The organism is Tersicoccus mangrovi (genome assembly GCF_036881825.1).
Classification (GTDB): Bacteria; Actinomycetota; Actinomycetes; order Actinomycetales; family Micrococcaceae; genus Tersicoccus; species Tersicoccus mangrovi.
The window spans coordinates 272,297-292,854 of sequence record NZ_JBAJMW010000005.1; the positions used below are offsets into that span (position 1 = coordinate 272,297).

16 protein-coding genes are annotated in these 20,558 nt (G+C 69.5%); 7 read left to right on the plus strand and 9 right to left on the minus strand.

From position 1 onward, the window contains the following. The first annotated feature begins 96 nt into the window (after positions 1-96). Positions 97-957, plus strand: coding sequence for a formyltetrahydrofolate deformylase (purU, locus tag V6N00_RS11840; RefSeq protein ID WP_334232746.1), 861 nt, complete (start codon positions 97-99; stop codon positions 955-957). A gap of 46 nt (positions 958-1,003) precedes the next feature. On the opposite strand, the gene V6N00_RS11845 is transcribed toward purU, so the two are convergent. Both V6N00_RS11845 and V6N00_RS11850 read right to left on the minus strand, forming a co-directional pair. After that, a complete protein-coding gene (locus V6N00_RS11845; protein WP_334232572.1) occupies positions 1,004-2,701 on the minus strand; it encodes a flavin monoamine oxidase family protein in 1,698 nt (565 codons plus the stop codon). Between the two features lie 134 nt (positions 2,702-2,835). After that, complete coding sequence (locus tag V6N00_RS11850) at positions 2,836-3,729, minus strand: nitrilase-related carbon-nitrogen hydrolase (RefSeq protein WP_334232573.1); 894 nt, start codon at positions 3,727-3,729, stop codon at positions 2,836-2,838. 156 nt (positions 3,730-3,885) lie between these two features. Between V6N00_RS11850 and V6N00_RS11855 the strand changes: the two genes are divergently transcribed. From V6N00_RS11855 to V6N00_RS11880, 6 genes are all read left to right on the plus strand, one after another. Further along, positions 3,886-4,401: a gamma carbonic anhydrase family protein gene (locus tag V6N00_RS11855; RefSeq protein ID WP_334232575.1), complete on the plus strand. Its 516-nt coding sequence runs from the start codon at positions 3,886-3,888 to the stop codon at positions 4,399-4,401. Between the two features lie 93 nt (positions 4,402-4,494). Then, positions 4,495-5,754, plus strand: coding sequence for an ROK family transcriptional regulator (locus V6N00_RS11860; protein WP_334232577.1), 1,260 nt, complete (start codon positions 4,495-4,497; stop codon positions 5,752-5,754). A gap of 173 nt (positions 5,755-5,927) precedes the next feature. Further along, positions 5,928-7,475: a multiple monosaccharide ABC transporter ATP-binding protein gene (gene mmsA, locus V6N00_RS11865; RefSeq protein ID WP_334232579.1), complete on the plus strand. Its 1,548-nt coding sequence runs from the start codon at positions 5,928-5,930 to the stop codon at positions 7,473-7,475. Between the two features lie 47 nt (positions 7,476-7,522). After that, positions 7,523-8,797 (plus strand): multiple monosaccharide ABC transporter permease, encoded by a 1,275-nt coding sequence (gene mmsB, locus V6N00_RS11870; RefSeq protein WP_334232580.1) that lies wholly within the window; start codon positions 7,523-7,525, stop codon positions 8,795-8,797. 43 nt (positions 8,798-8,840) lie between these two features. Beyond that, positions 8,841-9,944 carry a sugar-binding protein gene (locus V6N00_RS11875; protein ID WP_334232582.1) on the plus strand — a complete coding sequence of 368 codons (1,104 nt, stop codon included), beginning with the start codon at positions 8,841-8,843 and terminating at the stop codon, positions 9,942-9,944. A 146-nt stretch (positions 9,945-10,090) separates the two neighbouring features. Further along, entirely contained in the window at positions 10,091-11,188 is a 1,098-nt protein-coding gene (locus V6N00_RS11880; RefSeq protein WP_334232584.1) for a Gfo/Idh/MocA family protein, read from the plus strand. Between the two features lie 713 nt (positions 11,189-11,901). Here V6N00_RS11880 and V6N00_RS11885 read toward each other — a convergent pair. The 7 genes from V6N00_RS11885 to V6N00_RS11915 form a co-directional block, all read right to left on the minus strand. Next, positions 11,902-12,615 carry an ABC transporter ATP-binding protein gene (locus V6N00_RS11885; RefSeq protein WP_334232586.1) on the minus strand — a complete coding sequence of 238 codons (714 nt, stop codon included), beginning with the start codon at positions 12,613-12,615 and terminating at the stop codon, positions 11,902-11,904. Then, a complete protein-coding gene (locus V6N00_RS11890; protein WP_416385086.1) occupies positions 12,602-13,435 on the minus strand; it encodes an ABC transporter ATP-binding protein in 834 nt (277 codons plus the stop codon). The genes V6N00_RS11885 and V6N00_RS11890 overlap by 14 nt, the downstream gene beginning before the upstream one ends. 317 nt (positions 13,436-13,752) lie before the next feature. Beyond that, the gene (locus V6N00_RS11895) at positions 13,753-14,982 is read right to left on the minus strand and encodes a branched-chain amino acid ABC transporter permease (protein ID WP_334232589.1); all 1,230 of its coding nucleotides are present in this window, start codon (positions 14,980-14,982) and stop codon (positions 13,753-13,755) included. Further along, entirely contained in the window at positions 14,979-15,989 is a 1,011-nt protein-coding gene (locus tag V6N00_RS11900) for a branched-chain amino acid ABC transporter permease (protein ID WP_334232591.1), read from the minus strand. Before V6N00_RS11900 ends, V6N00_RS11895 begins: the two co-directional genes overlap by 4 nt. A gap of 160 nt (positions 15,990-16,149) precedes the next feature. Then, complete coding sequence (locus tag V6N00_RS11905) at positions 16,150-17,379, minus strand: branched-chain amino acid ABC transporter substrate-binding protein (protein ID WP_334232593.1); 1,230 nt, start codon at positions 17,377-17,379, stop codon at positions 16,150-16,152. A 188-nt stretch (positions 17,380-17,567) separates the two neighbouring features. Next, on the minus strand, positions 17,568-18,194 hold the full coding sequence (locus V6N00_RS11910; RefSeq protein ID WP_334232595.1) for a histidine phosphatase family protein: 627 nt from the start codon (positions 18,192-18,194) through the stop codon (positions 17,568-17,570). A 116-nt stretch (positions 18,195-18,310) separates the two neighbouring features. Further along, positions 18,311-20,533, minus strand: a complete 2,223-nt coding sequence (locus V6N00_RS11915; RefSeq protein ID WP_334232596.1) for an NADP-dependent isocitrate dehydrogenase — start codon at positions 20,531-20,533, stop codon at positions 18,311-18,313. Positions 20,534-20,558 lie beyond the last annotated feature (25 nt).

Sequence of the window (20,558 nt, forward strand, 5' to 3'; positions counted from 1 at the left end):
CACGGTACACCGAAGGCACCCTCGTCCGCGGGCGTGAAACGGACCGTGACGACGACCGTGCGGGACGGCGACGGCGCCGCCGATATCCTCGGGACCGTGCTCGCCGACTCCTCCGCCACCGCTGTCACCCTCACGCTCTCGTGCCCGGACCGGCCGGGCATCGTCCACGCCGTCACCGGCGCTCTCGCGGCGGCCGACGGCAACATCGACGAGTCCGCGCAGTACGGCAGCGAGGTGACCGGCCGGTTCTTCATGCGGGTCGACGCACACGTGGGTGCGGGCCTGGACGCCCTGCGCGACCGGCTGGCGCCCGTCGTCGAGCAGTTCGCCATGGACCTGGAGCTCTTCCCCACCGGCTCCCCCACCCGGACCCTCATCATGGTCTCGACCGAGGCGCACTGCCTCAACGACCTGCTGTTCCGCCAGCGGGCCGGGCTGCTGCCGATCGAGATCCCGGTCATCGTGTCCAACCACACGGACCTAGCGCCGCTGGCCGCGTTCTACGGTGTCGACTTCGTGCACGTCCCGGTCACCGCGGCCACGAAGGACGCCGCCGAGGACCGGCTGCGCGAGCTCGTCGCCGAGCACGACGTCGACCTCGTGGTCCTCGCCCGGTACATGCAGATCCTCTCCGACCGGCTGTGCGCGGACCTGGCCGGCCGGGCCATCAACATCCACCACTCGTTCCTGCCCTCGTTCAAGGGCGCCCGGCCCTACGCGCAGGCGCACCAGCGCGGCGTCAAACTGATCGGGGCGACCGCGCACTACGTGACCGCGGACCTGGACGAGGGGCCGATCATCGAGCAGGACGTCGTCCGGGTGCAGCACCACCACGCGGCCGCGGACCTGGTGGCCATGGGCCGGGACGTCGAGACGCGGACCCTGCGCCAGGCGGTCGCGTGGCACGCCGAGCACCGGGTGCTGCTCGACAGCCACCGCACGATCGTCTTCCCCTGAGGGCGTCGAACCCTGAGCGGGCCCGCCGCCGGGTCCGGTCAGCCGTTCACGGTCGATCGAGGTCGACCGGGCCGAACTCGTCGAGCAGGTCGCCCGGCCCGGGGTTGCCCGGCGCGGAGGACCCTCCCAGGTGGTGCATGACGCCCCACACGGCGTTCAGGGCGGTGGTCACCGCGCCCTCGGCCCACCCGGCCGTGAAGGAGATGTCGTCCCCGGCCAGGAAGATGCCGCGCTGGTGCTCGGGCAGCCCGTCCTGCGCGAAGTGGGTGAACAGCCGCCGCTGGTACCGGTAGTGGCCGGGCAGGTTCGCCTTGAATGCGCCCATGAAGTTGGGGTCCGCCTCCCACGAGACCGTGATCGGCTCCCCGATGATGTGGCTGGCGATGTCGGTGGTCGGGTAGATCTGCCGCAGCGAGTGCAGCATCAGCTCGACCCGCTCGTGGCCCGTGAGGGCGAGCCACTTCAGCGCGTCGTCGTTCCACGTGTAGGAGAGCAGGATGACGGCGGGCTTGTCCGGCCCGTCGTCGAGCAGGTACGTGGCCCGGTTGAGCCGGTCGGTCAGCGTCATCGACAGCGGCTCCCGGCCCGTGGCGGGGTCGACGTCGCGCCAGAACGGGCGGTCCACCAGGACGAAGGTCTTGGACGACTGCATGTAGTGGGACCGCTCCATGGCCGACCACATCCGCGCGTCGAACAGGCTCTCCTGCGTGTGGATCCGGGTCGAGAGCAGCCAGGACTGGCACGTGGTCACGACGGCCGGGTACTCCGTGGTGCGACCCCAACGCTCCGTCACCTGCAGGTTCCCGTCACCCTCCCGCAGGATCGAGGCCACGGCACCGCGCGGCGCGCCGCCGTGCAGGGAGGCCAGCGACGTCCCGGCCGGCCAGTGCGCCAGGTCCTCGGGTTCGTGCTCCCACAGCGCCTCGGCCAGGCGCTGCGCCCCGCCGACGATGCGGCGGTGCCCGTCGTCGGCGTCGGTGTACACGACCCGCAGGATCTCGAGGATCGAGTTGGGGAAGTCCGTGTCCCAGCCGCCGGTGCCGAAGCCGACCTGCCCGAACGCCTCCCGGTGGTCGAACCCGGCCTGCTGGAACGCCTCGCTCGCGGCGATGAACCCGTAGAACGTCTGCTCGTCCAGCCGCGGCAGCAGCGCGTTCCAGAGCTCCTTGATCCGCGCCGTGTCCCGCGCGCGGATGGCTTCCTGCATCGCGACGAAGTCGGCGCCGTCGTCGATCGCGGACCTCCAGGCCGCGGCGACCTCGTGGAAGAACGGCGGCAGGTCCTCGGCCGTGCGCGCGTAGTACGACCGGCCGCCGAGCTCGATCACCGTGCTCGGGGTGACCTCCGCCAGCGGGTTGGGGAACGCCTCGGTCCGCAGGCCGAGCCGGTCGAGGTAGTGGTAGAAGGTGCGCCCCGACACCGGGAAGCGCATGCCGCCGAGATCGGCGACGACGCCGGGAGCGGCGCGGAACGCCTCGGTGCGCAGCCGGCCCCCGATGCGGTCCGACTCGTAGACCACCGGGCGCAGGCCGAGCTTCATCAGCTCGTACGCGGTGACGAGCCCGGAGGCGCCGGCGCCGATGACGGCGACCTCGGTGCCGTAGCGGTCCGCCGGGACGGAGCCGAGCCCGGCTTCGTGGGCGACGTAGCGGTCGTAGCTGAACGGGAAGTCCGGGTTCAGCATCGTGATGCGATCCCGGGCGTGCCCCTGGTCCTCGTGCGTCGTGTCGCTCGCGACGGTCATCGCCGGGCCACCTCTTCCTCTTCCTCGACGACCCCGGTCGTGGGGTCGGCCTCGTCGCCGGCATCGACCAGCCGGCGGTACTCCCTCGTGATCACCCGCGCAGGCCCGCGCCCACCCGCACCGGCTCCGGGCGCTCAGGCGCCCGGTGCTGTCCCGTTCGCTGCTGTCCGGTCCGCTGCTGTCCCGTTCGCTGCTGTCCGGTCCGCTGCCGTCCGGTCCGCTGCCGTCCGGTCCTCGTGCCACTGCCGGTACAGGTCGGTCCTGCGCTCGACCAGGTAGGGCACGGCTCCGCGAGCGAGGCCGACCCCGTCCTCGGGCAGGTCGGCGATCAGCAGCCGCGGCCCCGCACCGGCCTCGGCGAGCACGGTGCCGTCGGCGCCGACGACGACGCTGCCGCCGAGGAAGTCGAGGCCGTCCTCGGTGCCGCTGTGGTTCGCGTACACGATGGCGACCTGACTCTCCAGGGCCCGGGCGCGCAGCAGGATCCGGGGCACCGTGTCGAAACCGGTTGACAGCGCCGTGGGAACGAGCACCAGCTCGGCACCGGCGTCGACGGCGGCGCGGACGGACTCGGGGAACTCGACGTCGTAGCAGATCAACAGGGACACGGGCACGCCGTCGAGGTCGACGACGCGGGGCGCCGCGAAGGACGCGGTGAAGGCGGCCGACTCGTCCGGCCCGAAGAGGTGCACCTTCGCGTAGGACAGGACGGCCTCACCCGTGCGGTCGAACAGCGTCGCCGTGATCATCAGCGGGCCGGTGCCGGCGTCGGTGTTCGGCAGGCTCACCACCAGGGCGATGCCGGCCTCGCGGGCCACGCCCGCGGCGGCCTCGAGCAGGGCGGGGACGGTGGCCGGGTCGAAGCCCGAGCCGATCCGAACCGGCGCGTACCCCGTGACGAACAGCTCCGGTGTCACGAGGACCGCCGCGCCGTCGGCGGCGGCTCGGTGCGCGGCCTCGGCGATGGTCGCGAGGTTGGCCTCGGGGTCCGCGGTCTCGGCCTGTGCCTGCAGTGCGGCAACGCGCATTCGTCCTCCCGGTCGGGGCGTCGTGGTGGTGTCGGACGTGGCCGTCTCGTGGCGGCCCGGCTCCTGGCACGGAGCCGGCCCCAGGCCGCTGGACCAGCGTAGGGCCGCGACGGTCGAACGGGCGGGAGCGGCGGTGCGGCTGGCTAGGATCGGCCCATGGCGACCATCCTCCCCCACGGCGACCACTCCCCGCAGATCGACCCCTCGGCGTTCGTCGCGCCCACCGCGACCCTGATCGGGGACGTGAGCATCGGCGACGGCGCCGGCGTCTTCTACGGCGCCGTCGTGCGGGCCGACACCGCACGCATCTCGCTCGGCGCGGGCAGCAACCTGCAGGACAACGTCGTCGTCCACGCCGACCCCGACTTCCCGGCGACGATCGGCAGCGGCGTGAGCGTCGGCCACAACGCCGTCGTGCACGGCTGCACCGTCGAGGACGACTGCCTCATCGGCATGAACGCCACCGTCCTCAACGGCGCCGTGATCGGCACCGGATCCCTCGTGGCGGCCGGCGCCGTCGTGCTCGAGGGAACCGTGGTGCCACCGGGATCGCTCGTCGCGGGCGTCCCGGCGAAGGTGCGGCGCGAGCTGAACGAGGCGGAGCGGGACGCGGTGCGCGAGAACGCGTCGCGCTACCGTGAGCTGTCGCAGCGCCACGCGAACGGCGGCTGACGGGCGATCGCGGGCCGCGCTGTCACCGCTGCGTTCATTTCTCATGCATTAACTTCTTGACGACAACCGGCTCCGTGCGGCACGATGTGCGGCATGCCAGTCGATGACGACGTCCGTCCTGCCCGCCGGCCCGGCATCGACCACGCCCTCCCCACGCCGCTGACCTCCCCCTCCGCGCTGGGCCCGGGTTCGCGCAACACCGGCTCCCAGCGTGCGCTGCGCGACTTCAACCAGCAGCGCATCCGCGAGGTCCTCGCCGGCTCGGGGCCCGCGACGCAGGCCGACCTGGCCCGCCGCACCGGTCTGTCGACGGCCACCATCTCCAACATCGTCAAACGGATGGCCGCGGCGTCCCTCGTCACGACCGCGCCGACCACCAGTTCGGGCCGCAAGGCCACGCTGGTCAGCCTCAACGAGGACGGCAGCTTCGCCGCCGGCATCGACTTCGGGCGCCGGCACATCCGGATCATCCTGGCCACCCCGGGGCACACCATCCTGGCCGAGCGGTTCCAGGACGTGCCGCCCGGCCTGAGCGCCACCGAGGTGATCGACGAGGCCGGCCGGCTGCTGGAACGCATGCTGGAGGAGACCGGCCGGCGGCGCGAGGACCTGCTCGGCTGCGGCGTCGGCGTGCCGGGGCCCGTGGACCGTCGCACCGGCGAGATCGTCTACGGCGCGATCCTGCCCGAATGGGTCGGGATCCACGTGCTGGACCGGCTGCGCAGCACCCTGCGCACCCCGGTCCACCTGGACAACGACGCCAATCTGGGCGCCCTCGCCGAGACGACGTGGGGCCCCTACACGGACGCCCACGACCTCGCCTTCGTCAAGGTCGGCTCCGGCATCGGCATGGGCCTGATCCTGCGCGGCGAGCTGTACTACGGCAACGTGGGGCTGACCGGGGAACTAGGCCACACGACCGTCGTCGAGCAGGGGCAGATCTGCCGGTGCGGCAGCCGCGGCTGCCTCGAGACGGTGGCCTCGACCTCGTACATGCTCGACCTGCTGGCCCGCACGCGGCGCACCGACCGGCCGCTCACGACGGCGGACCTGGTCGCCGACGCGTCCGCGGGGGATCCGGCCGCGCGCCGCGTCGTCGCCGACGCCGGCCAGGCACTCGGCCGCGCCCTCGCCTCGATGGCCAACATCCTCAACCCTGAGCTGATCATCATCGGCGGGCCGCTGGCCGCGCTCGACGGCATCCTGCTCGACCCCGTTCGGCAGGGCATGCACCGCCACGCCATCCCCGCGGTCAGCGCGACCACCGAGCTCGCGATGGCGTCGCTCGGCGACCGCGCCGAGGCCCTCGGCGCCTGCACGCTGGCCTTCCAGCAGGCCGCCGTGCCCGTCTGAGCCCCCGAGCCGTCCATTCACCCACTGGCGTGTTACCCGCCGGTATGCGTTCATTACTTGACGACAGGGACGTGATGCAGTTAACTCATCTCTCGAACCTGCTGTGCGTCCCGGGTCGGACGCGCCGGGGGGTCGCCGTTCGACAACGAGGTCATTCGAGGTAAGGCCGGAGCATGTCCGAGAACCACACCATCCTGCAGATGCAGAACATCACCAAGGTCTTCCCTGGGGTCAAAGCCCTCTCGGACGTCTCCATGGACGTCACCGCGGGCAGCGTCCACGCCATCTGCGGGGAGAACGGGGCGGGCAAGTCCACCCTCATGAAGATCCTCTCGGGCGTCTACCCGCACGGGACCTACGAGGGCACGATCGTCTTCCAGGGCGAGGAGGTCCAGTTCAAGGACATCCGCTCCTCCGAGGCCGCGGGCATCGTGATCATCCACCAGGAGCTCGCGCTCATCCCCGAGCTGTCGATCGCGGAGAACATCTTCCTCGGCAACGAGATGACGCGCGGCGGTCGCATCGACTGGGTCGCCACGAACCGCAAGGCCATCGAGCTGCTCGCCCGGGTCGGCCTCAAGGAGGACCCCGAGACGCCCATCAAGAACATCGGCGTCGGCAAGCAGCAGCTGGTGGAGATCGCCAAGGCGCTGAACAAGGACGTCAAGCTGCTCATCCTCGACGAGCCGACCGCGGCCCTGAACGAGGAGGACTCGGCGCACCTGCTCGACCTGATCCGAGGCCTGCAGGCCCGCGGCATCACGTCGATCATCATCTCCCACAAGCTCAACGAGATCGAGCAGATCGCCGACGCGATCACGATCATCCGGGACGGCAAGACGGTCGAGACGCTCGACGTCGGCGCCGGCGGCGTCGACGAGGACCGGATCATCAAGGGCATGGTCGGCCGCTCGCTCGAGTCCCGCTTCCCCGACCACACGCCCGACATCGGCCCCACCTTCTTCGAGGTGCGGGACTGGACGGTGGCCCACCCGACCGTGCCGGAACGGCTCGTCGCCAAGGGCTCGAACTTCTTCGTCCGCCGCGGCGAGATCGTCGGCTTCGCGGGCCTGATGGGCGCCGGCCGCACCGAGCTGATGCGCTCGATCTTCGGCCGGTCCTACGGCACGTACCAACACGGCGAGATCATCATGAACGGCAAGCCGGTCACGCTGAAGAACGTGCACCAGGCGATCGACGCCGGCATCGGCTACGTCACCGAGGACCGCAAGGTGCTCGGCCTGAACCTGCTCGACGACATCAAGACGACCACGGTCTCCGCGGAGCTGCAGAAGATCGCCAGGCTCTCCGTGGTGGACCGCAACGCCGAGTTCAACGCGGCGGAGCAGTACCGCAAGTCGCTGCGCACCAAGGCGCCGACCGTCAACGAGGGTGTCTCCAAGCTCTCCGGCGGCAACCAGCAGAAGGTCGTGCTCGCCAAGTGGCTGTTCACCGACCCGGAGCTGCTCATCCTCGACGAGCCCACCCGCGGCATCGACGTCGGGGCCAAGTACGAGATCTACGGGATCATCCAGGCGCTGGCCGACGCCGGCAAGGGCGTCATCGTCGTCTCCTCCGAACTGCCCGAGCTGCTCGGTCTCTCCGACCGGGTCTACACGATCTTCGAGGGCGCCATCACCGGTGTGCTCGACCGCCAGGACGCGAGTCAGGAGTCGCTGATGCGCCTCATGACGTCGAACCGCGCCCCGCTGGCCTCCTGACGGCCGACCGCTCTCCCCCGCTGTACAGCCTCACGCAAGGATTCTCGATGAAACACCTCAAGGACATCTTCGGCGGCGATCTCCGCCAGTTCGGCATGATCTTCGCGCTCGTCGTGCTGATCCTGTTCTTCCAGTTCACGACCGGCGGACTGGTGCTCACGCCCGAGAACGTGATCAACCTGTTCAACGGCAACGCCTACATCCTGGTCCTCGCCGTCGGCATGGTCCTCGTCATCATCGCCGGCCACATCGACCTCTCCGTCGGCTCGGTGGCCGCGTTCGTCGGCATCGTCGCCGCGAAGGCCATGAACGACTGGCAGCTGACCGGCTTCGGCGGTGCGCTCGTGGGCGTGCTGATCGGCCTCGCGGTCGGGGTGCTGATCGGCGCGTGGCAAGGTTTCTGGGTCGCCTACGTCGGGATCCCCGCGTTCATCGTGACGCTGGCCGGCATGCTGCTCTTCCGCGGCGCCAACCAGTTCGTGGGCAAGTCGAACACCATCCCGGTCTCGGACCAGTTCCAGTTCCTCGGCGCCGGGTACCTGCCCGAGATCGGCCCCAGCACGGGCTACAACAACCTGACCCTGCTGATCGGCATCGTGCTCGCGGCCCTCATCGTCTTCGGCGAACTGCGCACCCGCCGCAACCAGATCCGCATCCACGCCGACCTGCAGCCGCTGTGGGTGGTCGTCGTCCGCCTGGTCCTGATCTGCGCGGCCATCCTCTACGCCACGTACCTCTTCGCCACCGGCCGGCCGGGCACCTCGTTCCCGATCTCGGGTGTCATCCTCGGCGTCCTCGTGCTCGTCTACGGCTTCCTGTCGACCCGCACCATCATCGGCCGTCACGTCTACGCCGTCGGTGGCAACCGGCACGCCGCCGAGCTGTCGGGTGTGAAGGCGAAGCAGGTCAACTTCCTCGTCATGATGAACATGTCCGTCCTCGCCGCCGTGGCCGGCATGATGTTCGTCGCCCGTTCCAGCGCCTCCGGCCCGTTCGACGGCGTCGGCTGGGAGCTGGACGCCATCGCCGCCGTGTTCATCGGTGGCGCGGCCGTCTCGGGCGGTGTCGGCACCGTCGTCGGGTCCATCATCGGTGGCCTCGTGATGGCGGTCCTGAACAACGGTCTGCAGCTGCTCAGCGTCGGGGCCGACGCCACGCAGATGATCAAGGGCCTCGTCCTGCTCATCGCGGTCGCCTTCGACGTGTACAACAAGTCTCAGGGCAAGCGCTCGATCACGGGGCTGCTCTTCAAGAACTTCGGGGGGACCAACGCGAAGCGGGAGACCACCGAAACCTCTCAGGTCGTCGGCGCCGACGCCTGAGAATCACACCGTCCACTGCGGACACCAACAGAAAGAGAAAGCCATGCGCTATGTCGTCAAGACGATGGCCGCCGCGGCGGCCATCGCCACCCTTGCGCTGACCGGTTGCGGTCGCAGTGACTCGGGTTCCTCCTCCGCCAGCGGCGGGGCCTCGGGCGGGTCCGGCGGGTTCGCGAAGGACTCCCTCATCGGGGTCGCGCTCCCGCAGAAGACCTCCGAGAACTGGGTCCTCGCCGAGAACCTGTTCAACACCGACCTCAAGGACGCCGGCTACAAGGCCGACGTCGAGTTCGCCAACGGTGGCGTGTCGGAGCAGCAGAACCAGATCCAGTCCATGGTCACCAAGGGCGCCAAGGTCATCGTCGTCGGTGCCATCGACGGCTCGCAGCTCTCGACCCAGGTCAAGGCCGCGAAGGACGCCGGCGTCACCGTCATCGCCTACGACCGCCTGCTGAAGAACACCAACGCGGTGGACTACTACATCGCGTACGACAACTTCAAGGTCGGCCAGCTGCAGGGCCAGGCCCTGCTCGACGGCATGAAGGCCAAGAAGCCGAGCGGCCCGTACAACATCGAGCTGTTCGCCGGTTCGCCCGACGACGCCAACGCCAAGGTGTTCTTCGACGGCGCCATGTCCGTCCTGCAGCCGAAGATCGACGACGGCACGCTGAAGATCGCCTCCGGCCAGAAGTCCTACGAGCAGGCCGTGACCCAGGGCTGGAAGGCCGAGAACGCCCAGAAGCGCATGGATACGCTGCTGTCGGCGAACTACGGCTCCGCCACCCTGGACGGTGTCCTCTCCCCGAACGACACCCTGGCCCGCGCGATCCTGACCTCGGTCAAGGGCGCCGGCAAGCCGACCCCGGTCGTCACCGGCCAGGACTCCGAGGTGGAGTCGGTCAAGTCGATCATGGCCGGTCAGCAGTACTCGACCATCAACAAGGACACCCGCAACCTGGTCAAGGACACGATCAAGATGATCAACAGTGTCCAGCAGGGCCAGAAGCCGGAGATCAACGACGAGAAGTCGTACAACAACGGTGTCAAGGTCGTCCCGGCCTACCTGCTGCCGCCGCAGATCGTCACCAAGGCGAACGCCAAGGAGGCGTACGCCAACGACCCGACGCTGTCCAAGCTGACCCAGTGATGCTCCTCCCCTGATCGGGGAGCACACTGATCGGCTGACGACGTCAGCAATCCCCGGAGGGTCCCGCCGCACGGTCCAGTACCGCGCGACGGGGCCCTCCGTCGTTCCGCGGCCCTCTCTGCGTCGCGACCGGGCATGATGGGCAGATGAGCCGACACTTCCCCGCCCCTCCGTCCCTGGCCCCCGGCGCCCCGGCCCCCGCGGCCGCGACGGGCCGCCCCCTGCGCTGGGGCATCGTCTCGACGGGCGCCATCGCGGCCACCATGGCCGGCGAGATCGCCCTGCTCGAGGACGCGCAGCTGCAGGCGGTCTCCTCCCGCTCGCAGGAGTCCGCCGACGCCTTCGCCGCCGAGCACGGGATCGCCCGCGGCTACGGTGGCGCGGACGACCTGAGCGGCCTGCAGCGGATGGCCGCGGACCCCGACGTCGACGTCGCCTACATCGGCTCCCCGCACAGCGAGCACGCCGCCGACGCCGAGGTGCTCCTCGAGGCCGGCAAGCACGTCCTGTGCGAGAAGGCGTTCACCGTGACGGCGGCGCAGGCACGACGCCTCGCCGACGTCGCCCGCGCGAACGACCGCTTCCTCATGGAGGCCGTCTGGACCCGCTTCCAGCCCGGCTCGAACCGGGTGTGGGACCTCGTCGCGGACGGCGCCGTCGGCGACGTGCGCTGGATGAGCAGCGACATGGGCTTCGTGGCCGACGCGCCGCCCGAGCACCGGCTCTGGAAGCGTGAGCTCGCCGGCGGCGCCCTGCTCGACCTCGGTCCCTACAGCACCCTGTGGCCGCTGACCGTGCTGGGACGGCCAGAGCACGTGACGGCGTCGGGCCTGCTCACCGAGGGCGGCGTCGACGCCCAGGAGGCGATCACCCTCGAGTTCTCCGGCGGGCGGCACGCCCACGTGACCAACGCGCTGAACGCGTTCGGGCCGCGTGCCCTGCACGTGGCCGGCACCGAGGGCTGGCTGCGCGCGGGCCCCAACCTGCACCGGGTCACCGAGGTGACCGTGCAGCGGCCCGGCGAGGACCCGCACACCGAGCTGTTCGACGACCGACCCACCGGCGATGCCACCGCGCAGGGCCGCGGCTACGTCTGGCAGCTGCGCGAGGTCACCCGCTGCATCCAGGAGGGGCTGACCGAGTCCCCGACGATGCCGCTGGCCGACTCGATCGCGAGCATGGAGCTCTTCGACGCCGTCCGCGAGCAGCTCGGCCTGCGCTACCCCGCCGACGACGACGCCTGAGTCGTCTCACCGGCAACGGACGACGTCGAATCCGGAGATCAGGGAACGGGAAATCATCGGAAAGCCGGACAGCGGAAAATGCGCCCGTTGACAATGTTTCTCGGCGGGGTGAAGATCACTTCACCGTCGTGACGACATCAACGTCAAATTCTCGGGTGACGACCGCCGGCGGCATCATGATCTCAAGGACCATCGGCGAAAGTAGTGATTTCTATGTCCAGATCCACTAGTCTCCGTGTTCTGTCTGCGATTTCCGCCTGCTGCGTCACCGCGGCATTTCTTTCTGCCCAGTCGAGCTCAGCGGCACCGGTGAAGCCCCAGGCGGTCGCACCCGCCAGCATCGTGAAGCCTGCAGCGTCTCGATACCTCGATTGCAACGGGCAAGCAGTCTTCCGCAACCTGCGCAACAGCGTCTGCCATGTCTATTACCAGGTGGACCAGTACTACACCTACTGCGTCCAGGATCTTACGGCCGTCCGCAGAATGCCTGGAATCCGGGTGTATCAGGCCTGCAACGTGCAGAATTACCCCACTGCGTGGTACGTCCTGGAATACACCACGACGACCTGCGGTGGTGCGTCCACCCCTCTTCTACGGACCAAGGAGCTGACATCGACGACTCCTATGTGTTGATCCCTGCATAGAAAGAAGCCGCCCGACAGTCTGCCGAGCGGCTTCTTTCTACGACGGATTCTTGCCCGGCGGGCACCGCCTCAGGCCGTGCCCAGGTAGGCCTCCTTGATCGCCGAGTCGGCGAGCAGTTCCTTGCCGGTGCCGGTGCGGGTGATCGCCCCGGTCTCGAGCACGTAGGCGCGGTGCGACCGGGACAGCGCCTGGTTCGCGTTCTGCTCCACGAGCAGCACCGTGGTGCCCTGCTCGTTGATCTCGGTGACGATGCGGAAGATCTGGCGGATGAACTGCGGGGCCAGCCCCATCGAGGGCTCGTCCAGCAGCAGCAGCCGCGGCCGTGACATCAGGGCGCGGCCGATGGCGAGCATCTGCTGCTCACCGCCGCTCATCGTGCCGCCGATCTGCTTGCGCCGCTCCTTCAGCCGCGGGAACAGGTCGAACACGCGCTCCATCTCGGACGCGATGCCGGCCCGGTCCTTGCGCGCGTAGGCGCCCATCTCGAGGTTCTCGATCACCGTCATGCCCGGGAACACGCCCCGGCCCTCGGGTGACTGGGAGATCCCGCGGACCACCCGCAGGTGCGCCTTGGTGCGGGTGATGTCGTCCCCGTCGAACGTGATGGAACCACCCGACGGGTTGAGCAGACCGGAGATGGTCTTCATCGTGGTGGTCTTGCCGGCGCCGTTGGCCCCGATCAGGGACACCACCTCCCCCTCCTCGACCGAGAAGGAGAGGTTCTCGACCGCACGGATCCGGCCGTAGTGGACGCTGACGTCCTTCAACTCAAGCAACGTCATCGTCGGGCTCCCCGAGGTAGGCCGAGATGACGCGCGGGTCCGAGGTGACCTCGGCCGGCGTCCCGTCGGCGATCTTCTTGCCGAACTCGAGGACGACGATCCGGTCGGTCACTCCGGTGACCAGCTTCATGTCGTGCTCGATGAGCAGCACCGTGTAGCCGCCCGCGGCGATCACCCGGATGAGCTCCATCAGTTCTTCCTTCTCCGCCGGGTTGAAGCCCGCAGCGGGCTCGTCCAGGCAGAGCAGCTTCGGCTCGGTGGCCAGGGCCCGGGCGATCTCCAGGCGGCGTTGGTAACCGTACGGCAGGTGCCGCGACAGCCGGCCCGCCTGGTCGGCGATGCCCACGAAATCGAGCAGCGCCATGCCGTGGTCGACGGCGCTCTTCTCCTCGCGGAAGTGCCGCGGCAGCCGGGTCAGGGCACCGAACACGCTGGTCCGGTGCCGCGCGTCGAGGCCGACGACGACGTTCTCGAGCGCCGTCATCTCCCCGAACAGGCGGATGTTCTGGAACGTCCGCGCGATCCCGGCCCGGGTGATCTTGTGCTGCGCCATGCCGTTGAGCCGCTTGCCCTCGAGCAGGACGTCGCCGCCACTGGGCTTGTAGACGCCGGTCATCGCGTTGAAGCACGTCGTCTTGCCGGCACCGTTCGGGCCGATCAGGCCGAGGATCTCGCCACGCTTGATGTCGAACGAGACGTTGTCCACGGCGGTCAGACCGCCGAAGGTCATCGTCAGGTTCCGCAGCTCGACGAGAGTCTCGCCGATGCGGGCGTCGATGTCGCGGTCGGGGACGACGGCCTCGACCACCTGCGGGTCCAGGTCCGCCTCCCGCAGGACGCTCGTGTCGACCGCCGGGTTGGCCCGCAGCGCCCGGACGGCGTCCTGACGCGCGGTGTCGCCGGTGATGGGCGGCTCCGCCGTCGCGGCCTGCTGATCGCCGGGCTCGGTGCCGGGCACCGTCTTGGCGCGCCGGTCACCGGCCGGGGCGTGCGCCCCGGCTGCCGGGGGCACCGCCGTCGAGGCGGTCGCGCCGTCGGCCGCGGGCGTGGCGCCCTCGGCAGTACGGTGCCCGGACTCGTGCGGCGGCTCGGACCCGTGCGTCGGCTCGTGCGGCGGTTCCCCGCCGGCCACGTGGCTCATGCCCGGTCTCCCTTCTGTGTGGTCCGGCCGGCCGTGCCCACCGCGGGGATCACGCCGGTGTCGCTGCGGCGTGGCGGCAGGACGCCGCTCTTGCGCGCCGCGGCGACGACCCTGCCGTAGGCCTGCCGACCGTAGGTCAGCAGGTGCTGACGCGCCCCGAGCAGGCCCTGGGACCGGAAGATCATGATGACCACGAGCAGAGCGCCGAAGATGAAGAACTTGTAGTTGGCGATCTCGACGAAGCGCAGCGGCAGGTAGGCCACCAGCGCGCCGCCGATGATGGCGCCCACCTTGTTGCCGGTGCCGCCGATCACGACGGCGGCGAGGAACAGCATCGACGTCTGCACGTCGAACCGCTGGTTGTTGACGAACCCGTTCTGGCCGGCGAACAGCGCACCCGAGAGGCCGCCGACACCGGCGCCGAGGGCGAACGAGTACACCTTGTACTTGAAGGTGGGCACGCCCATCGCTTCGGCCGCGTCCTCGTCCTCGCGGATGGCCACCCACGCACGGCCGACGCGGGACCGTTCGAGGTTGCCGGCCAGGATCATGATGACGATGAGCACGGTGAGGATCAGCCAGTACCAGGGCACGCCGTTCGAGTTGGAGAACACCGGGGTCCCGTCCGCCTGGCTGCCCGGAGGCGCCCCGACGTTCTGGAAGCCGACCTGGCCCTTGGCGGCCGGGATGATGGTCGCGAGGATGCGGATGATCTCGCCGAAGCCGAGCGTCACGATCGCGAGATAGTCACCACGCAGCCGCAGGGTCGGCACGCCGAGGATGACCCCGGCGCACATGGCGACGGCGATCGCCACGGGCAGCGTCCACAGGTACGGGATCTTGATGTACGGCGAGTCAGGGCTCGTGAGCATCGCCGCCACGTAGGCGCCGACCGCGAAGAATGCGACGTAGCCGAGGTCCAGCAGGCCGGCGTAGCCCACCACGATGTTCAGGCCCACGGCGACGAGAGCGTAGCGGGCCATCTCACAGCAGACGAGCGCGAAGTTGGTACCCGGCTCCGTCGTGATGAGGACGGGGTTGATGACGGGCAGCGCGTACGCGGCCACGACGACGACGAGCAGCCACGCCCACTGCTGCTGCCGCGAGAGCTGCGCCCAGCGGCGACGCAGCGGCGCGAACAGGTCACCGCGGCGGCCGGTTTCCCGGTCGACGGCGTCCTTGGCGGCCTCCGCCGAGGGCATCGGGGTCTTGCTGGCCATGCTCATGCCTTGCTCCTTCCGAGGGTCTGGCCGAGGATGCCCGACGGCCGGACCAGCAGCACGAGGACGAGGACGACGAACGCGACGACGTCGGTCCACTGCGAGTCGCCCAGCAGCAGCTGGCCGTAGTTGCCGATCAGGCCCAGCAGCAGGCCGCCGACAAGGGCGCCGCGCACGTTGCCGATGCCGCCGAGCACCGCGGCGGCGAAGGCCTTGATGCCGAGGATGAACCCGCCGTTGTACTGCACGCCGGAGGGCACCTTCATGACGTAGAAGAGGGCGGCGGCGCCGGCGAGGACACCACCGATGATGAACGTCGTGACGATGATCCGCTCCCGATTCACGCCCATCAGGGTCGCCGTGTCCGGGCTCTGGGCGACGGCACGGATGCCGCGGCCGGTCTTGGACCGGGAGATGAACTGGTCGACGACCACCATCATGAGCACGGCGGCCACGATGATGACGATCTGCTGGCTGTCGATGATGGTGCCGAACACGTCGAACACCGGCGTCGGCCGGAACATGATCACCGCCGGCTCGGCCGAGGGGCCGCGCCAGATGAAGAAGATGTTCTGGATGACGAACGACATGCCGATCGCGGTGATCAGGAAGACCAGGCGCGGGGCGTTGCGCTTGCGCAGGGGCCGGTAGGCGATGCGTTCGAGCAGGAACGCGGTCACGGCGGAGGCCACCATGGCGACGAGCATCGCGATCACGAGATTGATGACGATCGGCCAGAAGCCCAGCCGTGGGATGGACGGGCCGAAACCGAAGCCGATGCTCAGGGTGAACACGATGGCGTAGCAGCCGACGATGAACACCTCGGAGTGGGCGAAGTTGATGAGGTTGAGCACACCGTAGACGAGCGTGTACCCGAGCGCCACGAGGGCGTAGATGGCACCGAAGGTGAGGCCGTCGAACGTGGCGGGCCAGAAGTTCTGCACCAGCGAGTCGACGTCGAAATTGATCCAGTCGCTGGCCATGGGCAGCACAGCGGTCAGGGTGGCGAGCATGGACATCCTTTGGGGAGGACGGGAACGGTCAGCGGAACAGCGGTCCGCACGCAACGGTGCCGGGGGGGGGNGGGAACGGTCAGCGGAACAGCGGTCCGCACGCAACGGTGCCGCGGGGCCAGCGCCAGGCGCTGCCCCCGCGGCACCACGGTCACGGGTGTCAGCCGATCTTGCCGACCGGGACGATCTTGCCGCCCTCGACCTTGTAGCCGTAGACGTCCGGCTTGGCGAGTTCGCCCTTGTCATCCCACTTGTAGTGCTTGGACAGGCCGTCCTTGTCGTAGGACTTCACCCAGTCCAGCAGCGCCGGGCGGGTGGTCTTGCCCGCGTCGATGCCCGAGAGCAGCACGGTCGCGGCGTCGTAGCCCTCGATCGAGTAGGTACCGGGGGCGGCACCGTTGCTGACCTTCTTGTATCCGTCGGAGAAGCTGGGGATCAGCTCGCCGGGGATGCAGGGGCAGGTGAAGTAGGCGCCGTCGGAGGCGTCACCGGCCAGCTTGATGAACTGGTCGTCCTTCAGGCCGTCCGGCCCGAGGAACACGCCGGTGTAGCCCTTGCCGGCCAGCTGCTGCTGGAACGGGGCGCCCTCGGCGTAGTAGCCCGAGTAGAACACCGCGTCCGGCTTCGCGTTGACGATCTTGGAGATCACGGCCGAGAAGTCCTTCTGGCCGGTGGTCACCTTGTCGGTGCCGGCGACGGCACTGCCGAGCGCCTTGGTGGTGGACTCGCCCAGACCGATGCCGTAGTCCGAGTCGTCCTGGACGACGTAGACCTTCTTGGCCTGCAGCTTGCCGGTCAGGAAGGACGCCGCCGCCGGGCCCTGGACGGCGTCGTTGCCGAGGCCACGGAAGAAGGTCTTCCAGCCGTTGGTGGTCAGCGTCGGGTTGGTGGCCGCGGGCGTGATGTGCACGAGGCCCTTCTGCTCGAAGATGTTGCCCGTCGCCTTGGACTCGCCGGAGAACGGCAGGCCGACGACGCCGACGATGCTGCTCTCGCTCACGGCCTGGGTGACCGGGCCGGTGGCCTTGTTGGGGTCGCCCTCGGTGTCGAACTTCTTGAACTGCACCTGGCAGTTCGGGTTCGCCGCGTTGTGCTCGTTGATGGCCAGCTGCACACCGTTGTAGATGTTGACGCCGAGCTGGGCGTTGGGGCCGGTCTGTGCGCCCACGTACGCCAGCGTCGTGCCGGCGTCACAGGTCGCCTTGCCGTCACCCTTGGGAAGGACGGCGTCCTTCGGGGTGTCGATGGAGCTGATGGCGGGCAGGTTGACCCGCCCGCTTCCGCCGCCGGCGTCGCTGGATCCGCCCGAAGCGCTCCCGCTTCCGGCCCCAGGGTTGGCGCAGCTGGCGAGTGCCAGCGCAATGGCTGCCCCCGCAGCCAGAGTGGTCAAGGTCTTCCTCGACGCCATGGTGATTCCGCCTCTCGCGACGAATCGGCAGCCCGTCCGAACGGTGGCTGCCCCCGATATGTGTGGTTGAGACTACACATAAATCGGTGCCGCGGTGGTGAACCTCACATTTCCGTGATGTTGCGTGGCGGACGACCGGTGTTGCCTTGCTCACACCGGATGTCGAGGCCTCATCCAGCGGCCGGAGGCACCACGTTCAGGTCGAGCAGTTCGGCGCGGTGGCCCTCGATCCGCACGGTCGTGACGGACCCGTTGGCGATCGCGGGGAACACGGTGCGGTACCGGTCGATGTCGATCCACAGCAGCGCGCACAGCAGCAGCCGGATCAGCGTGCCGTGGCTGACGACGAGCACGTGGCCGTCCGGGAAGGCGGCCTCGATCTCGCGCAGGGCGTCCGAGCCGCGGGCGATGGCCGTCGAGCCCGGCTCCCCGCCGGGCAGAGGGATGACGCCGGGGTGGGAGAAGTGCGCCGCGGCCTCCTCGGGGAACCGCTCGTCCATCTCGGCGCGCGTCATGCCCTCCCCCTGCCCGAAGTCGACCTCACCGAGCCGGGCGTCCGTCGCCAGGGTCAGGCCGAGCGTCTCGGCGGCGGGCGCGGCGGTGTCCACGGCCCGCTGCAGCGTCGAGGACCAGATGCCGGCGAAGGCCTCCTCCGCGGGGCGGCTCGCCGCCCACGCCGCGAGGGAACGGGCCTGCGCCCGTCCCGTGTCGGTGAGCGCGATGTCGGAGACGCCCGCATAGCGGTTCTCGTCCTGCCAGGGCGTGCGGCCGTGCCGCACGAGGGAGAAGGTGGTCACGTCCTCACGCTACTCGTCGGCCGCTGTCCGGGCGGACACGGGGCACCTCGCACCCCCGCGACGCGAGCGGGCCCCGTCCGAGGTGGACGGGGCCCGCAGGCGTGGGGCGCGGCCGGTCAGCGCGTGGTGAGCGCCTCGAGGATCCCGTTCAGGGTCGCGGAGGGCCGCATCACGGAGAAGGCCTTCTGCTCGTCCGGCCGGTAGTAGCCGCCCAGGTCCACCGGGCTGCCCTGGACCGCGAGCAGCTCCTCGCCGATGGTCTGCTCGTTCTCCTTCAGCGCGGCGGCGACGTCGGCGAACGCGGCGGCCAGCTCGGCGTCGGCGTCCTGCTGCGCCAGCTCCTGGGCCCAGTACAGGGCGAGGTAGAAGTGGCTGCCGCGGTTGTCGATCTCGTTGACCTTGCGACTCGGGGACTTGTTCTCGAGCAGGAACGTGCCGGTGGCCCGGTCCAGGGTGTCCGCGAGGACCTGCGCCCGCGCGTTGCCGGTGGTCGTGGCCAGGTGCTCGAAGCTGACCGCCAGGGCGAGGAACTCACCGAGGCTGTCCCAGCGCAGGTGGTTCTCCTTGACCAGCTGCTGCACGTGCTTCGGGGCGGACCCGCCGGCACCGGTCTCGAACAGACCGCCGCCGTTGATCAGCGGGACGATCGAGAGCATCTTGGCGCTGGTGCCGAGCTCGAGGATCGGGAACAGGTCGGTCAGGTAGTCGCGCAGCACGTTGCCGGTCACCGAGATGGTGTCCTCACCCTTCCGGATGCGCTGCACCGTGTAGGTGGTGGCCTCGACCGGGGGCATGATCTCCAGGGTCAGGCCCTCGGTGTCGTGGTCCGCGAGGTACTGCTCGACCTTGGCGATCAGGTTGGCGTCGTGCGCGCGGGACTCGTCGAGCCAGAACACGGCCGGCGTCTCGGAGGCGCGGGCGCGGGTGACGGCGAGCTTGACCCAGTCCTGGATCGGCACGTCCTTGGTCTGGCAGGCGCGCCACACGTCGCCGGGCTCGACGGCGTGCTCGATCAGCGCGGTGCCGGCCGAGTCGACGACCTTCATGGTGCCGGGCTCTGTGATCTCGAACGTCTTGTCGTGGCTGCCGTACTCCTCGGCGGCCTGCGCCATCAGGCCGACGTTCGGGACGGTGCCCATGGTGACCGGGTCGTAGGCCCCGTTGGCGCGGCAGTCGTCGATCACGGCCTGGTAGACGCCGGAGTAGGAGCTGTCCGGCAGCACCGCGAGAGTGTCCGCCTCCTCGCCGTCCGGGCCCCACATGTGGCCGGAGGTGCGGATCATGGCCGGCATCGACGCGTCGACGATGACGTCGGAGGGCACGTGCAGGTTGGTGATGCCGCGGTCCGAGTCGACCATGGCCAGCCTCGGGCCCTCCTCGAGGCCCTTCTGGATGAGCGCCTCGACGCCCTCCTTGACGTCGTCGGGCAGGTCGTCCAGGCCCGAGAGGATCGAGGCGAGACCGTTGTTGGCGCTCAAGCCCGCCGCGGCGAGGTCCTGGCCGTAGGTCTCGAACAGCTCGGAGAAGTACGCGCGCACCGTGTGACCGAACAGGATGGGGTCGGAGACCTTCATCATCGTGGCCTTCAGGTGCACGGAGAACAGCACGCCCTCGTCCTTGGCGCGCTGCACCTGGGCGGCGAGGAAGGCGTCCAGCGCGGCGGCCCGCATGACGGTGCCGTCGACGACCTCACCGGCGAGGACGGGCACCTCCTTGAGCACGCGCTCGGTGCCGTCGGCGGCGGCGAAGACGATGGAAAGGGTGTCCGCGTCGTCCACCACGACGGACTGCTCGTTGGAGCGGAAGTCGTTCTCGCCCATGGTCGCGACGTTGGTCTTCGACTCGGAGCTCCACACGCCCATGCGGTGCGGGTTCTTGCGGGCGTAGTTCTTCACGGAGGCGGGGGCACGCCGGTCGGAGTTGCCCTCGCGCAGCACGGGGTTGACCGCGGAGCCCTTGATCTTGTCGTACCGGGCGCGGATCTCCCGCTCCTCGTCCGACGCCGGCTCGTCCGGGTAGCCCGGGACCGCGTAGCCCTGGCTGTGCAGCTCGGCGATCGCGGCCTTCAGCTGCGGCACGGAGGCACTGATGTTCGGCAGCTTGATGATGTTGGCCTCGGGCGTCTTCGCCAGGTCACCGAGCTCGGCGAGCGCGTCCGCGGTCCGCTGGTCCTCGGTCAGGTGGTCGCCGAAGGCGGCGATGATGCGACCGGACAGGGAGATGTCCCGGGTCTCCACGTCCACCCCCACCGTGGAGGCGAAGGCCTCGATGATCGGCAGGAACGAGTGCGTGGCGAGCATCGGCGCCTCGTCCGTGTGGGTGTAGATGATCGTGGACATGAAGAGGCATCTCCCTCGCGTGGAT

Bases quoted from the DNA above. Each gene is read 5' to 3' on its own strand.
- V6N00_RS11850 (WP_334232573.1), bottom strand. From the start codon at position 3,729: ATGCGCGTTGCCGCACTGCAGGCACAGGCCGAGACCGCGGACCCCGAG.
- V6N00_RS11915 (WP_334232596.1), bottom strand. From the start codon at position 20,533: ATGTCCACGATCATCTACACCCACACGGACGAGGCGCCGATGCTCGCC.
- V6N00_RS11860 (WP_334232577.1), top strand. From the start codon at position 4,495: ATGCCAGTCGATGACGACGTCCGTCCTGCCCGCCGGCCCGGCATCGAC.
- V6N00_RS11875 (WP_334232582.1), top strand. From the start codon at position 8,841: ATGCGCTATGTCGTCAAGACGATGGCCGCCGCGGCGGCCATCGCCACC.
- V6N00_RS11885 (WP_334232586.1), bottom strand. From the start codon at position 12,615: ATGACGTTGCTTGAGTTGAAGGACGTCAGCGTCCACTACGGCCGGATC.
- mmsA (WP_334232579.1), top strand. From the start codon at position 5,928: ATGTCCGAGAACCACACCATCCTGCAGATGCAGAACATCACCAAGGTC.
- V6N00_RS11895 (WP_334232589.1), bottom strand. From the start codon at position 14,982: ATGAGCATGGCCAGCAAGACCCCGATGCCCTCGGCGGAGGCCGCCAAG.
- V6N00_RS11900 (WP_334232591.1), bottom strand. From the start codon at position 15,989: ATGCTCGCCACCCTGACCGCTGTGCTGCCCATGGCCAGCGACTGGATC.
- V6N00_RS11855 (WP_334232575.1), top strand. From the start codon at position 3,886: ATGGCGACCATCCTCCCCCACGGCGACCACTCCCCGCAGATCGACCCC.
- V6N00_RS11845 (WP_334232572.1), bottom strand. From the start codon at position 2,701: ATGACCGTCGCGAGCGACACGACGCACGAGGACCAGGGGCACGCCCGG.
- mmsB (WP_334232580.1), top strand. From the start codon at position 7,523: ATGAAACACCTCAAGGACATCTTCGGCGGCGATCTCCGCCAGTTCGGC.
- V6N00_RS11880 (WP_334232584.1), top strand. From the start codon at position 10,091: ATGAGCCGACACTTCCCCGCCCCTCCGTCCCTGGCCCCCGGCGCCCCG.